Origin of the sequence: Natronolimnobius baerhuensis (assembly GCF_002177135.1) — an archaeon.
GTDB classification, from domain to species: Archaea; Halobacteriota; Halobacteria; order Halobacteriales; family Natrialbaceae; genus Natronolimnobius; species Natronolimnobius baerhuensis.
Window position 1 is genome coordinate 700,190 of sequence record NZ_MWPH01000001.1, and the last position, 14,354, is coordinate 714,543.

The 14,354-nt window shown below is 57.9% G+C and carries 15 protein-coding genes; 7 read left to right on the top strand and 8 right to left on the bottom strand.

The genetic code is table 11. The features are described 5' to 3' along the window. Positions 1 to 150 precede the first annotated feature (150 nt). Positions 151 to 441: a DUF5779 family protein gene (locus B2G88_RS03370; RefSeq protein ID WP_054862264.1), complete on the top strand. Its 291-nt coding sequence runs from the start codon at positions 151 to 153 to the stop codon at positions 439 to 441. A gap of 83 nt (positions 442 to 524) precedes the next feature. Here the strand turns inward: B2G88_RS03370 and B2G88_RS03375 are convergent, their stop codons facing one another. After that, positions 525 to 1,217, bottom strand: coding sequence for a VOC family protein (locus B2G88_RS03375; RefSeq protein ID WP_054862229.1), 693 nt, complete (start codon positions 1,215 to 1,217; stop codon positions 525 to 527). A gap of 121 nt (positions 1,218 to 1,338) precedes the next feature. On the opposite strand from B2G88_RS03375, the gene B2G88_RS03380 reads away from it, so the two are divergent. Next, complete coding sequence (locus B2G88_RS03380; RefSeq protein ID WP_054862263.1) at positions 1,339 to 2,025, top strand: hypothetical protein; 687 nt, start codon at positions 1,339 to 1,341, stop codon at positions 2,023 to 2,025. Positions 2,026 to 2,087: 62 nt separating this feature from the next. Then, the gene (locus B2G88_RS03385; RefSeq protein WP_087713971.1) at positions 2,088 to 2,513 is read left to right on the top strand and encodes a hypothetical protein; all 426 of its coding nucleotides are present in this window, start codon (positions 2,088 to 2,090) and stop codon (positions 2,511 to 2,513) included. A 4-nt stretch (positions 2,514 to 2,517) separates the two neighbouring features. On the opposite strand, the gene B2G88_RS03390 is transcribed toward B2G88_RS03385, so the two are convergent. Next, positions 2,518 to 2,727, bottom strand: a complete 210-nt coding sequence (locus B2G88_RS03390) for a ribbon-helix-helix domain-containing protein (protein ID WP_054862228.1) — start codon at positions 2,725 to 2,727, stop codon at positions 2,518 to 2,520. Between the two features lie 122 nt (positions 2,728 to 2,849). Here B2G88_RS03390 and B2G88_RS03395 point away from each other — a divergent pair, with 122 nt between their 5' ends. After that, positions 2,850 to 3,179: a hypothetical protein gene (locus B2G88_RS03395; protein WP_054862227.1), complete on the top strand. Its 330-nt coding sequence runs from the start codon at positions 2,850 to 2,852 to the stop codon at positions 3,177 to 3,179. A 52-nt stretch (positions 3,180 to 3,231) separates the two neighbouring features. Here the strand turns inward: B2G88_RS03395 and aglJ are convergent, their stop codons facing one another. The 6 genes from aglJ to B2G88_RS03425 form a co-directional block, all read right to left on the bottom strand. Beyond that, the gene (gene aglJ, locus B2G88_RS03400) at positions 3,232 to 4,278 is read right to left on the bottom strand and encodes an S-layer glycoprotein N-glycosyltransferase AglJ (RefSeq protein ID WP_054862226.1); all 1,047 of its coding nucleotides are present in this window, start codon (positions 4,276 to 4,278) and stop codon (positions 3,232 to 3,234) included. A 139-nt stretch (positions 4,279 to 4,417) separates the two neighbouring features. Further along, complete coding sequence (gene aglM / locus B2G88_RS03405) at positions 4,418 to 5,710, bottom strand: UDP-glucose 6-dehydrogenase AglM (protein WP_054862225.1); 1,293 nt, start codon at positions 5,708 to 5,710, stop codon at positions 4,418 to 4,420. Between the two features lie 59 nt (positions 5,711 to 5,769). Beyond that, positions 5,770 to 6,528 (bottom strand): sugar phosphate nucleotidyltransferase, encoded by a 759-nt coding sequence (locus B2G88_RS03410; RefSeq protein WP_281253829.1) that lies wholly within the window; start codon positions 6,526 to 6,528, stop codon positions 5,770 to 5,772. A gap of 23 nt (positions 6,529 to 6,551) precedes the next feature. After that, positions 6,552 to 7,994 carry a lipopolysaccharide biosynthesis protein gene (locus B2G88_RS03415; protein WP_087713972.1) on the bottom strand — a complete coding sequence of 481 codons (1,443 nt, stop codon included), beginning with the start codon at positions 7,992 to 7,994 and terminating at the stop codon, positions 6,552 to 6,554. A gap of 67 nt (positions 7,995 to 8,061) precedes the next feature. Next, positions 8,062 to 9,756 (bottom strand): hypothetical protein, encoded by a 1,695-nt coding sequence (locus B2G88_RS03420; protein WP_087713973.1) that lies wholly within the window; start codon positions 9,754 to 9,756, stop codon positions 8,062 to 8,064. Positions 9,757 to 9,794: 38 nt separating this feature from the next. After that, positions 9,795 to 10,751, bottom strand: a complete 957-nt coding sequence (locus B2G88_RS03425; protein WP_140408813.1) for a hypothetical protein — start codon at positions 10,749 to 10,751, stop codon at positions 9,795 to 9,797. 28 nt (positions 10,752 to 10,779) lie between these two features. Here B2G88_RS03425 and B2G88_RS03430 point away from each other — a divergent pair, with 28 nt between their 5' ends. The 3 genes from B2G88_RS03430 to B2G88_RS03440 are packed head-to-tail and all read left to right on the top strand — an operon-like array spanning position 10,780 to position 14,354. After that, positions 10,780 to 12,264: a sulfatase-like hydrolase/transferase gene (locus B2G88_RS03430; protein WP_087713974.1), complete on the top strand. Its 1,485-nt coding sequence runs from the start codon at positions 10,780 to 10,782 to the stop codon at positions 12,262 to 12,264. After that, positions 12,257 to 13,396, top strand: a complete 1,140-nt coding sequence (locus B2G88_RS03435; protein ID WP_245835288.1) for an agl cluster protein AglQ — start codon at positions 12,257 to 12,259, stop codon at positions 13,394 to 13,396. Before B2G88_RS03430 ends, B2G88_RS03435 begins: the two co-directional genes overlap by 8 nt. Further along, positions 13,386 to 14,354: a glycosyltransferase gene (locus tag B2G88_RS03440; protein WP_054862260.1), complete on the top strand. Its 969-nt coding sequence runs from the start codon at positions 13,386 to 13,388 to the stop codon at positions 14,352 to 14,354. Before B2G88_RS03435 ends, B2G88_RS03440 begins: the two co-directional genes overlap by 11 nt.

Sequence of the window (14,354 nt, forward strand, 5' to 3'; positions counted from 1 at the left end):
CTTGCTCTTGTACTGTGCACAATAAGCACGATTCGACGCTTCACAGATTGCTCGAGTGCATCACTCCCGTCGTGCCAGCGCACTGTCTGCATCATGTCGACAGACCGAGAGAGGCGAACGTTTTTCTTATCCCGGTTCGACGCTGGCGATATGAGCGATTTCGACCTCGACCTGCGAACCGTCGAGGAGCATATCGAAGAGGAGTTCGAACTCGAGGGCAGCATCGTACTCGGCGTACTGGACGGCGAGACATCGGACGAGAAGTGGCTTGAGGCGATTGCGGGCGGAAACGTCTTGATCCTCTATGTTGACGGCGAGGTCAATGAACTCGCGGGCGGATTCGCCCGCGACGTGAAAGAATCGGGCGGGAATCTGGTCCACTTCCGTGGCTTCCTGATTGTGACGCCGCCGGGAATCGACGTGGACACCAGCCGCCTCTAACGTACTCGGTTGTTCTGTCGCCTCGAGCGACGTTGTGCGAGATGTACTGTGCCTCCAGTCTGTCCCTTGCCTCGTCCCAGCGGTTACACGGTGAACGTGATGACGTGCCCGTCCGGGTCGCGTACGACAACCCGCTCGTCAGCGACGTGGTCGACCTGCTGGACGTGATCCGAGACTGCCTCGAGCGCGCCGGTCGGTTCGCTGGTCTCGAATCCGAGGTCGACGTGAACGCCGCCGCGGGCGTCGGCGATGCCGAGGTGTGGCTCCCAGAGTTCGAGCGCGGTCGAACCGTTCAAACTCATCCGTACGCGCTTGCGATCTGCCCCCATATCGACCGTTTCGAACCCGAGTGCGGCGTAGAACGCCTGGGATCGCTCGAGATCCTCGACCTCGAGAACGACCTCGAAGATGCCGTCGATGCCCGGTCCAGCCACGTCCGATTGCCCGAGTTCCACGCAGTTGCCGTCCGGATCGTACAGATACAGCGACGTCAACTCGCCGAACTGTGCGTCCTCGAGGTCATAGCCCGCAGTCGATAGCTGGTCCCACCAGTCGTCGTACTCCGTGGCAGGTATCGAGAACGCGTAGTGGGTGTGCACTCCGCCACGCGGGACCGAGTCGGGTCGGCGAACCACGAGATCGGTCTCGCCGGCCGCAAAGACGAGTTCCCGTTCGCCGCGCTCGCGACAGGACAACTCGAGGAGGTCGGCGTAGAACGACCGGGCTTGCTCGAGGGATTTGGTCTCGAGTGCGAGCCAGGCGAGTCCAGTGAGCATACACACAGTACTCGCGTGAGCGCTATAGTTCCAGTGCCGTTTGGTGTCCCTGCCCGCCTCCTCGAGTGCCACCAAGACCGAACGCACGGCCGTTTATACGCCCACAGACCGTACGGACGATATGGCACTCCGCGTCGACGAGCGTGCAGACGATTTTGCGGTGGTCGATCAGTTCGAAAACGGCGTCACTTGGATCGCCCATCCCGACGAGGCGATGCAACGGGCGAGCCACGCCCTCGAGATCGACGGCAAGGTCTGGGTAATCGACCCGGTCGACGCTGACGGACTCGACGAGTTGCTCGCCGACTACGGCGACGTGACCGGCGTTGTCGTCCTGCTCGACCGTCACACCCGCGACGCCGCCGCAATTGCAAACCGCCACGAGGTGCCGGTGTTTCTCCCCGAGAGCTTCGACGATATCACCGGCGAGGATCTCGAGGCCCCCGTCGCCCGCTTTCGCGATAAACTCTCGACGACGGGACTCGAGGCACACACAGTCGTCAACAATCGCTTCTGGAAGGAAGTCGCACTCTACAATCCCGACGACGGAACCCTTGTTGTCCCCGAATCCGTCGGCACGGTCGAGTACTTCTGTGCAGGCGCTGAACCCCTCGGCGTCCATCCGATGCAGCGACTGGTTCCGCCACGGGAGACACTCGGTGGGTTCGCCCCCGACCGAATTCTCGTCGGCCACGGGCCTGGTGTGCACTCGAAGGCGACTGGATCGCTTGAGGATGCGCTGGCAACGGCACGGCGACGGACGCCGCGGGTCTACGCGGGTGCGCTCTGGCGCGCCTTGCCGTTCTGAGTCGACCCGCGCCGGGCATTCGCGGGGAATACAGCTAACTACGTGCTGTACATACGTTCATCGTGGTCTACATCACGCACGCCCTCGTCGACGTCTTGCTCGATCTGGCCAGCGACGCCGATCCCGACCGCGTGACGACCGGCGTCTCCATTACCTCTGCCGGCGAACTCGAGGGTGCAGACACGGTCCCGCCGGAAACGCCCGTCTTTACGGATTTCTTCCTTCCCGACCCCGGCAACGCCGTCAACGCCGTCTTCGGCGTCGACCTCTCGACACCCGCTCGCCAAGCTCAGGGCCAGTTCGTCTCACACCCCGTTCGCGAACTCGAGGTGACGAAACGCGACGACCTTGCGCAGGTAATCTTCGTCGCCGTGCCGCCGTGGGAACTCGGCGAGGACACGTTCGGCGCGTTCAACCGAAGCGGCGAGCGCCTGCCGCTCGAGGTCATCGATGCCCGGCCGCCAGAACAGTCGCTCTCGGAGTACTAATGCACTACTCGAGGTAGCCCAGGCCTCGAAGTTGCTCGGTGATCTCCTCGAACTCGGCTTCAGTCAGTTCGCCCCGTTTCTGGTGCTGGATGACGATGCTGCGCAGCAGAAAGCGCACGAGATCGCTCGTACTCTGAAAGCTCGTTCCCTCGATTGTATCGTCAACGCGGTCTGCGAGATCCTTCGGGATCGAAACGGTCGTGTACTCGGTCATAGTGGATACTCCACTGCCGGACCCAAATGCGTACCGACAGCGACAGACGGACTCCGCATATCGATGACTCGTCTCGGCCCGTCTTCGTAGCGATTTTTACGTCCGCTCGCCTATGACAGTGTATGGGCGTTCGGCCACCTTCGAACGGAGACAACGACGACCCCGAGAGTATCGAATTCGGCATCGCCGCCGTCGATGCCACACTCAAGCGAACAGACCTCTCGTTCCCGGCATCGAAAGACGATGTTGCCGCCGAACTCGGGCACGAACGAATTGCGTACGATGTCCACGGAAACGACGTCGCACTGCACAAAATGCTCGAGGAAGTCAACGCGAGCGAATTCCGCTCGCGACAGGAACTGCTGAACGAACTCCACGGCCCGTTCGAAGCCTACCGCAAAGAGAATTCAGGTGGCGTCTTCCAGCAAATGCGGTCGATGCTGCCGTTCTAACTTGCCTCGTGCCGTTGCGTCCGATTCGACACTGACTTCCCAACCTGTCGCCTCAGTCGTCTTCGCGTCGACGGGACTCCGATGCCCTCGAGTCACGAGCCTCTCGCGTAATCTGCTCCAGACGCTGGCGTTGCTCGCGGTGCAGGCTGACGAGCATATCCGAGAGGACGCCGAACATGAGCAACTGGACGCCGAGTAAGATTGCGGCGGCCGACGCCAGCGCCAGGATTTCGTGGCCGATGCCGTACTGGAGCCAGCGCCAGAGGACGTAAGTCGCAATCGCGCCACCTGCGACGATTCCCGTTGCGCCGAGGCTCCCGAAATAAAACAGCGGGTTATTGGTCTTCGCAAGCGAGTACAGCGCGAGGATAATCGTCCCACCGTCTTTGACGGGGTGGAGGTTCGTCTCCGATTCCTCGGGTCGGGCACTGTAACTGATCGGGACCACCGTCGTGTCGACGCTGTGTTTGACACACTCGACGGCGAGTTCCGTCTCGATTGTAAAGCCGTCCGAGTCGAGCGAGAGCCGCTCGAAGGAGTCGACCGTAAAGGCCCGGTACCCGGAGAGAATATCGTCGTAATCCGCGCCGTGGATGAACCGAAACGCCCGGTTGATCATCCGATTGCCGAAGCCGTTCAGCGCCTTCATCGCGTCGTCGTCCATATCCGCAAACCGGTTGCCGATGACGTGCTCGTAGCCCTGCGCCAGTGGCTCGAGCATTCGTTCTGCATCTGCCGAATCGTAGGTGCCGTCGCCGTCGAGCATCAAAACGTAGGGGACGTCGATGTACTCGACTGCCTCCCGGACAGCCTGACCCTTGCCGTCGCCGGACTGGACGAGGACCTGTGCGCCCCGCTCGCTGGCAATTTCTTGGGTGTCGTCGCTCGAGCCGCCGTCGATGACGACGACGTTTGCGAATCCCTCCTCGTAGAAGTCATCAATCACGTCGCCAATCGTCGCGGCCTCATCGAGCGTCGGAATGAGAATACAGACCTCGTCGGCGGAGATGTCGCGCGTCTGCGTTCGCTCGCTCATAGCGAGGACCTCCCCGCCATTGTCGGGAGCGCCGCCATCTGCACGAACCGCATCATCATCCATCGCCTGTGACTCTCCTCTACGGGCGCAAAAGCGTACTGATTGATCCCTGCGTAACATGTTGTGACCGTTCTTGAGAGTGAACACTTATCCTCGAGAACGGGTTCTGAGTGCTGCTGCAGTGGCACCACCAGCCCCACCGCTACCAGGTCAGTCCTTCGTACACCTCGAGAGCGTCTTCCGCGACCTCGATCCGTCGCCCGTCGACGAGCACGCGCTGGGCCATCCCGTCGAACGACAGGTCGTCGAACTCGGACCAATCCGTCGCGACGACCGCGCCGTTGGCTCCCTCGAGTGCAGCCCCGGCCGAGTCGGCGTACTCGATATCGAAGTCGTACTGCTCGCGAACGTTCTCGACGGCGACCGGATCGTAGGCGACGACCGACGCGTCGCGCTCGAGCAGGGACTCGATTACGTCCAGCGCGCGCGACTTCCGGATGTCGTCAGTTCCCGGCTTGAACGACAGGCCGAGGACAGCGATTCGGGCCCCCGAAAGCGAGACGTGCTCAGCGAGCAACTCGACCAGTCTGTGCGGTTGCTCGTCGTTGATCCCGACGACAGCATCCAACAGTTCGGGCTCGTAGTCTTGCTCTCGCGCACCCGCCCGAATCGCTGCGACGTCTTTCGGGAAACACGAGCCACCCCAGCCCAGCCCCGAGCGCATGAACCGCGACGAAATGCGGTCGTCGAGCCCGACCGCCTCGAGCACCTCGTAGGCATCTGCGCCGTACTCCTTGGCGACGTTCCCGAGCTCGTTCACCAGCGACACCTTCGAGGCGAGGAACGCATTGTTCGCGTACTTGATCAACTCGGCCTCGCGGATGTCTGTCTCGACGAGGTTCGTCTCCTCGCGCTCGAGAATCGGCGCGTACAGCTCCCGGAGCGTGGCTGTAGCGTCGTCCGTCTGCGCGCCGAGAACTACCTTATCCGGCTCGAGAAAGTCCTCGACCGCGGTCCCCATCCGGAGGAACTCGGGGTTCATTGCAATGTCGATGCCGTCACCGATGGTCGTGCCAGCGTGCTCCTCGAGAATCGGTGCGACGACATCCTCGGTCGTCCCCGGAAGGACCGTGCTCTTGACGACCACGAGGTGGTCGTCGTCCTTGTCCGCGAGGGCGTCACCGAGCATCTCCGAACCGGCCCGCATCGGTGCCAGATCGAGACTGCCGTCTTCGCTTTGGGGCGTCGGCAGACAGAGCAAGGTGACATCCGTGTCGCGAACCTCGTCGTAGTTCGTCGTCGCGCGCAGGGACGACCCAGCGTGCTCGGCGATGCGCTCCTCGAGACCCGACTCGTGAATCGGTGCCTCGCCTGCGTTTATCGCGTCGACAATGTCCTCGTCGATTTCGATATTGACGACGTCGTGCTCGAGGTCGGCGAGGCAGGCGGCAATCGTCGTGCCGACGTAGCCGCTGCCGACGATAGAGACGTTCATACAGTACTCAACGGCGGGTGGGTGTTAGTCGTTTTTGGATGGGGACCGCTCGAGGGTAATCACAGATATCCGATGGGATACTTACTCGGAGAGTGTCGAAACAGCTGACTCCTGTAGCCGTTCTTCGGCCGCTTCCCTGTCCTCGGAGTAGCCGACGTCAATCCACCAGCCGTCCATGTGAATTGCGTTGATGGTTCAGCCCGACTGAATGAGGAGATCGATCGCATCCGGAAGTTCGTACTCGCGCGGTCACTCGGCTGCACGAAATAGCAGGCATTGAAAATCGTCCGCGTGAACGTATAGAAACCGGCGATGACGAGGTTCGACGGCGAATCGTCGGGTTTCTCCATTACCTCGACGATCTCGCCGTACTCTGTTCGTATTGAGCACGTCGTACCTCGAGACCTCCTCATGGGGCACCCCTCGTCCAGAAAGGTGGCGTCAGCGCGGTCCTCCTGCTGGCGGTTGATAACGTCGCTGAGGTTCGTGCGGAAGACGTTCTCCCCAAGCATCAACACGAACTCGTCGTCCACGTGGAGCTCCGCCTGCAAGATGGCGTGGGCCAACCCCAACTGCTCGCGCTGGTGAGCATACGTGATCGGCACCCCTTCGTACTCACCGACGTAACGTTCAATGATCTCCTCCTTCTGATAGCCCACGACAACGATGAACTCGGTCGCGCCGATCTCGAGGAGAACTTCGGTTTGTTGTCGGTCAACGGCTGGAGACGGGTTCCTTTGCCTGCGGCCAGCACGCCTGATTGCACGTTTTACATGGTTCAGACGCGCTAAGACTTTCTTTGTAAGGTGGTATATCATTAGCTCGGGAGCCGATGAGCTCGTCACGTCGGAAGGAACGGAACATCGGACGGCAGGTTGTTCGTGACCGTGGTTCGGAACCGACTCGAGATGACGAACAGCGTGGCGAAGTAGATCGACGCACCGACGGCGACCAGAGCGACGACGAACGCGGCGTTGTAATCGGCGATCCAATATGGTTCGCCGACCTTCCGGAGGGCGTAGACGGCGGCGCCCATGCCGATCGCGGCCGTCCACTGGCGTGCGATCTCGGCGACCGGCAGCGAGAACGGGACGTGTGAGCTGGCGTAGTGGTAGGCGACCACAAGTCCGACGGCGGCCGAAATCGCGGTCGCAATGGCAGCACCGACCCAACCGAGCTGCCAGATCAGGACGACGTTGAGGACGACGTTCGTGACGATGAAGACGCCGTTGGCCCGGAAGGCGAGATCGGGTCTGTCGATCGCGTTGAGGGTGTTCAGCAGTTGTTTGTTGTAGGTGTAAATGAGGAGGGCAGCAATAAGTATTGGAAGGACAGTTTGACCAGCAACGAATCCGTCACCGTAAATCGCCATCAGTCGATCGGCCAACAACGTTCCACCGACGAGCCCAGGAGTAATAATAAGGCCGCCAAATGCGAGCGCATCTTCAACCAATCCAGATACGGATTGGGGATCGTTTTGTGCAGCTATTTCACTCATTTCTGGAAAGAGGCTATTACTAATCGCTCTTCCGAACATGTCGAGAAATTCTGAAAGGGTCCACGCAACAGAATAGATACCGATGGGACCTGCCGGGACGAAAAAGCCGAGAACGATAATATCCACCTGGTCAAACGTTCGGCCTCGGATACTACCAAGCCACGAGAATTTTGCATAGTCAAATAAGCTAGAAAAGTGATCTCGAGTCGGTAGAGACGGACGAAATCGGAGAATGGCGATACTGACAATGACGGCGAAAACCCCTCCTAGCACGTACCCAACGAGCAATCCTGTTAACCCGAATCCAAGAAGCACGAGCGAGATCTGTGCAGTACTTCGCACACCAAGTTTTAACGTCGACAAGGGGGCATAGATGTGAACTAGATGGTATCCTTTGAGAACTGAAAACCAGAGCGACCTGAACAATACAGCAAGAACAATTAGTATGAGAAATTCAGCAACTGGTTGGCCGACGTAGGCGTTCACTTGCTCTCGAAATAGGAAGACGCCAATTGCAACAGATAAACCTAACAAACCAATGATGATGGTACCGGCAGTGACATACTCTTCGCGTTCGTTTCCTTCACTAACTCGCTTTGTCACTGCGCCCGTCCAACCTATACTCCCAATAAAGGTAAGCCACGTAACCAGCGCAAGTACAAGCGCATAGAATCCAAGTACTTCTTCACCGAGAGTCCGAGCAAAATAGATCGTTGCGAGAAAACCAATCGCAGATCCAGCGATTTTGGAAACGAAGAAAATAACAGATGTTTGTCCAAGGCGCATAGTCGGTTAGTTACCCTTTAGTGGTAGTTTTTCGGAACTGGAGATTTGAGCCACATAGCTGCACCATTTATATTAATTCCTCGAATTGCTCAACTGTATGTGGCTCTTCAAGTGATATGAGTTCGTCGATCTCCATTGCCTTTTCCATATACGCTTCGAGGACATCCCTACTTTTTCGGTTGTGAATGTAGTCATCAGTTGCATGAATAGTCCGCCTCGTATTTGGATCGTCTGGTGCTATTTGGGGATTATATCGTTCTCTATAGCGTTCTTTTATCTCTTTCATTTCGTGTGAATTACATTCTCTAATTCGGGGATCCGGGACTTCAATCTGAATGGACAAAATCTCCGATGGGTCTCCACCAATCCGTTCAATTTTCTGCTCGATATAATCCCAGCGAACTTCAGTTTGTGTCGCATAGAGATCGTATACGAACTCATCGAACGTCTCCCGATCAAACGTGAGGCGGGTACAAGAGTGGACAGATTCCTCCTCTATTAGACTGTCGAGTATTTCTTCGAAGTAATCGTTCGCAGGCGGCCAAACAATTACCTCGAACAAAACGCCGTGGCTATCGAGGAGCATACTAAATTTGGTCCGAAGATCATCGAGGGCAGTTTCCGTGAAATCACGGTTTTCAAACCACGTCATCGGATACTGATCGGCGTCCGCAGCAGAATTTTCGATCGTCACCTCGAACTGGTCAGGTTGTTCGTAGAGTACACATGCCGCTACCACTGGATCCAGGACTTCAGACGAATACCCGATCGGTACTGGTGGACGGTCCTGCTGTTCGAAATACTCGTCGACAACATCGAGGAACTCCTCAAGCGGTCGGACGTCAGCGTAGCGGTGGAATTTCTCGTAGAGATCAAAGTCGCCTTCACCCCCACTCCTGTATTCTCCGATTGCTAACAGATACACTAGCAGATCACACTGAGCAAATTCGCCACCGGAGTACTGTGCGGCGATAAACTTCGCAGCATCGTATTTTAGCGTTAATTTCTCTTCAACTAGAGTGCCGACTTTAATTTTGTGTCGAAAATTCGTATATTGGTGGAGGATCCCCGTTGGATCGGCAACCTTTACGAGGCGAACGCCCCGCTGTAGCGTCTTTTTAAGTCCGGTCTGCTGATACGATTGTATTGCCCTGGCCGGGATGGACATCGGTTTCGTCTCGTAATCGCTTCGTGGTCGTCGACTGAACGGACCGTGACGTCGTGTGAACTCGACTCCGTGTTCGAGCGTTTGCTTGATTCCGTCCCTTCGAACTGACTGTATTCCACGGTTGAAAACGTGCGAGACACTCGGTGAGTAGTCTTCGACGACGAGCTCTCGGTTCCAATCCCCAGTCTCCTGCCGGTATTCTTCAAGCAGTTCGATATCTCGCTGGTCTTTGTCCCACTGACGATACAACTTGTGGGAATACTCGATCTCGGGTCGAACGATCTTTATCCCGTCGACGACATCATGATACGAGTCGTCATAGACGATCGAGTCGTCCGAAATTCCGATATGTTGGTATTTGTTCGACGCGAGCTCGATCGGATCTTTGGTGTGCTCAAACTTCCCTCGAGACGATGGTGCAACACAGACGTCAATATCCCCGTGCTCTCTGAGGTTGCGAATCGAAAGACAGACGCTCCCGATAATACAGCAATCCTCCAACTCAATATCGTTTGTTTCCAGAAATTCCTTCAACTCCGTCCGAAGAGACGAGAGAACTGCATCCGAGAACGGAAAATCAGCGTGATCAGTCATCTATTCTGGTAATAGACGAGTCCGTAACCATAACTCTTCTACATCTCCTTTTCGGCGTCGATGAGCGCCTGTAAATCTGGATGATCGAGATGCTGTTTCACTGCTGCAGGAACATCTTCAGATGGTGTCTCGTGGAGCATTTCGCGCACCTGCTGCCACTCGGCGTGTCGTGCTGAAATCCGAACCGGAATCTCGTCGATCTCGAGAATTTTCGCGATCGCGAGTCGGTGCCGGCCGTCGACGAAGAGAAACTCGCCGTCGCGACTAATGTCGACAACCACCTCATCATATGGCTCAAATTGGGTCGGTATCTGCTGTCTGGATGACGGAATCTCCTCCGTTGCCATTATCAATTCTTTCTTGCTTTGGTAGTCATGTTCCGCAATCGCAGCGTATAGGTTATCGACAGCGTGACACTGTGTACGGACATCGTCCTCGCTCGTACAACCACGCCAGAGCGCGTTTCCCTGTCTTGCTTCCCGTTTTACTCGCTGGATGAAGTCGATTTCATCCCAGTTGCGTCCCTCCTCAAACCGTTCAGATAGCGCACGAACGACAGGTAACTCGTCGACTCGTTCGGAACTCTGATCCCAGTCGCCATCAGCGATCATCCCGATATCTTGCCATTGAAACCTGCCTGGATTTGGTCCGCGGCCGGTCACATATTTGATCGATTCCGGATCAGCGGGCACGATCTTGAACGGGTCCGCAATCGCGTGGTACCGACTGAAGCCACTGTTTTTCCAGCGTAAAAACGAGATGTAGCGTTTAGAGTTATAGAGACCCCACGTACCAAGTGTGTGGAACGTCCGTCGAATGATATAGGAACTGATCTTCGTAGCCGTCGACCGAACGCCCTCCTCACGATAGACACGACGCGCTCGTCGTAGAAGCGTCGCCATTACCGACAGACTAAATCGTGGCATATTAAAAGGACCGTTAGCCTTCTGATGCAGACAATCCATTTTTCGGCATAACGCAGGATCAAAGGGCATATTTCAATTCGATACCACCTTCCCCCATATGAGCCGTCCCAACGTTCTGCTCGTGGTTCTCGATAGTCTGAACGCAAAGCATACGGGAATTCATGGCTACGAGCGAGATACGACGCCGTTTCTCTCCGAGTTCCAATCTCGAGCGACGGTCTATACACAGGCGCGAGCCCCAGGGATGACGAGCCTGCCAAGCCACACAAGCATGTTCACTGGCTATACGGTCTCCGAACACGGGGTGCATGATCTGTTGACCCACCGTCTCCGGAAAGGGACAACAATCTGGGAACGCCTCCGTGACCAGTATGACTACTCGACCGGTGTGTTTTCGGATAATGTTAACCTAACTGGTGACAACTCGCTGCAGTTCGCGTTTGAGCACGCCGTTGGGAGGCGTGGCCAACTCTTTCCAGCGGCCGCGGATCCGGATATTTTCTTTAACAGTCCTGAGTTCCTCGAGCACGACGGTGATGAGAATAAACACCTCGCGTATCTCAAACACTGTCTTACCTCCGGGCAGCCCGTTCGCTCCCTCGCGAACGGTGCGGCGGCACAGCTCAGTCGGTCGCTCTCGTCGGCGAGACTCGAGCGCCGCCTCGATCAGTCCGGCGAGCGGTTCGTCGATCCGTTCCTCTCGTGGAGCGATAGCGTCGACGGCCCGTGGGCGGCGTGTCTCAACCTGATGGACACCCACGCACCGTTCTATCCGAAACCCGAGTACGATGAGTGGGGCGGACCCTCAATACAGCGGATGCAAGCCGATTTGAACCCGAACTCCTGGAAAGTCTATGGCTCGCAACAGACGTGGGACGAGTGGGAGGCGCTCGAGGACCTGTATGACGGAACGATCAAACAGGCGGACGACCACGTGCGGCGGCTGCTCACCGCGCTCGAGCAACGCGGCGAACTCGACGAGACGCTGGTCGTCATCACGGGAGATCACGGGGAGGGGTTCGGCGAGCGAAGCCGTGTCCGTCCTGACATGCAGATAGCGGGCCACATCGTTGGCCTCCACGAGACGCTCCTGCACGTGCCGTTGGTCGTCTCGTATCCGGGCCAGACATCCGGCGAACGACGGGACGAACTCGCGACGCTTCGGGCGTTCCCGAACGTCGTCGAACGCGCCCTTGACGTCACCGAGGACGATCACGAGCAGCAACACGATGCTTTCGTCGCGGATGGGCCGGTTCTTGTTACCGGGTCAACGGTCGACAAGAAGGCCAAAAGCGAACAGCGCGCCGGCAAGTACTGCGAGGACATCGATCAGTACGGGGGCACGCTTCGGACCGTCTATCGACAAGAAGGAGACGCGGTTCGGAAGTACCTGACCTGGGATTCCGACGGCGTAATCGTCGATATTTCCGACGCACACACCGCCACGGTCGTCGAGGACGGCGATCCCCACGAAGTCATCCAGTCAGAGTTCTCACGACTTGAACCGGCAGATATCGTCCGAAACCAACACGAGGCGTCGGACGCGACTGTACGCCATCTCGAGGATCTCGGCTATGTCTGATCAGTGCCCCGAATTCGTCGAACGCATCGCGGCGGCCGCGCTCGCAGAGATCGACTCTGACGGGAGGATGCCGGCCGGTCACAACGGGCTCTATCAGGACCCTGAAACGAGCGCCCGAAACACGTCCCACTGGCTCGTCACCTTCGCGAAACTCGCCGAGCAAACGGGTGATTCACAGTTCGAATCCGCGGCCCATTCGACGGCGTCGTTTCTACAGAGCGACACCGCTCGACCGAACGGAGCGACGTTTCACCACCGCAATATCGAGGGTAAGGATCATTGCAACGGACTGATCGGGCAAGCGTGGACCATCGAAGCGCTTGCGGTCGCCGCTCGCACGCTGGAACGTGAAGATCTGGCTAACCTGGCCCAGGATGTCTTTCTCGCTCACCCGCAGGATGATCGGACCGGGCTGTGGAAGCGCGTCGAAATCGACGGCCGAGTGCTTCCGTTCGACGCGACGTTCAACCACCAACTCTGGTTCGCCGCTGCAGGCGGGATACTCGCGGGGCTGCCGTGGACGGACCCGCGCGTCGACGACCGCGTTCGAAAACACCTGAACGAACTCGAGACCAACCTGCGGCTCTACGACGACGGACTCATCTTCCACCCGCTCAAACCGTCTCGATCGCTGCGCCGGTACGCACACCTCATTCGCGCCGACGAGCGAGGACGGATCGGCCTGACCTTCCTGACCAGTAGCGTACCGCTCCCAAGCAGACAGCGCCAACTCCGGTGGAAAGCAATCGGTTATCACGCCTTCAACGTCTACGCCTTCGCGCTGCTACGGCGTCGCTATCCGGAGCATCCATTCTGGGACACTGACGTGTGCGAACGACTCCTCGCTTACCTCACGTCGTCGGAGTACGCTACCACCGTCTGGGACAACGAGTACGGCTCGCCGTACAATCCCGTCGGCTTCGAAGTTCCCTTCGCGATGGAAGTGTTCGACATCGGGTCGGATTCAGAGCGCACCGAGTGGCTCACTGGACAACTCGAGCGCCACTACAACGACGAAACGGAGCGGTTGGATCGGAACACCGAGGACCCGGTGACCCTCACTGCGAGGGTCTATCAGGCGGCTCGGCTAACCGAAACGACGGTCGATGGGATCACGGATGATGACGACTGATCACGACTCGGACGGCGACGCAGCCGCCGCGGACGCCGAAATCGAAACGGTGTCGATCATCGTGCCGGTCTATAACGATCCGGACGGTATTGCAGCGACGCTCGAGTCGATTGGTCCCCAGCTTGGTCCGAAAACCGAACTCCTCGTTGTCGACAACGGCTCGACTGATCGCACACCATCAGTCGTCGCCGAGTACGAACGCAAATTCGACCACGTCGAACTCGTCGTTGAGGACGAAATCCAGTCGTCGTACGCGGCTCGAAATACGGGTGCTCGTCAATCGACGGGGTCGGTGTGTGCGTTCGTCGACGCGGATATGACGGTCCCACCGGACTGGCTCGAGCAGGTGCGCCGGACAATGGCCACGCGAGACGAGCACTATGTCGGTTGCAACGTCGAGTTAACGCTCCCCGACGAACCAACGCTCCCAGCGCGGTACGATCATCATACTGGTTTCCCCGTCAAACAGTACATTTCTCGACAGGATTTTACACCAACCTGCTGTCTCCTTGTGCGTCGCGAAGTGTTCGAGGATGTCGGCCTTTTTGACCATCGGCTGATCTCTGGTGGTGACAAAGAGTTTGGAAACCGCGTCGTAGATGCCGGCTATTCGATTCATTTCGCCGAAAATGTGACGCTGTATCACCCGGTTCGGGAGTCGCTCCGCGCGCTCATCACGAAAGACCATCGCGTAGGCCGTGGACTCTGTCAACTCCAGCAGTATCACCCGGACCGCTACGGCGACCCTGGAATCCCGCCCCGACCGTCAGGAATCAAATCGCCCGATAGAGAACTCGAGCGTCGCGATAGAATCGGATTCAGCCTCCTCTCGACTGTGCTGACTGGCGTTCGCGGAATCGGATACTATCACGAGTTTCTTGTGTCGCGTCGGGAGAATACCGACGGCCCGGGGTCGTTATCCAACCCACGTGAGTTGACACCCGATGATGATCGGTAG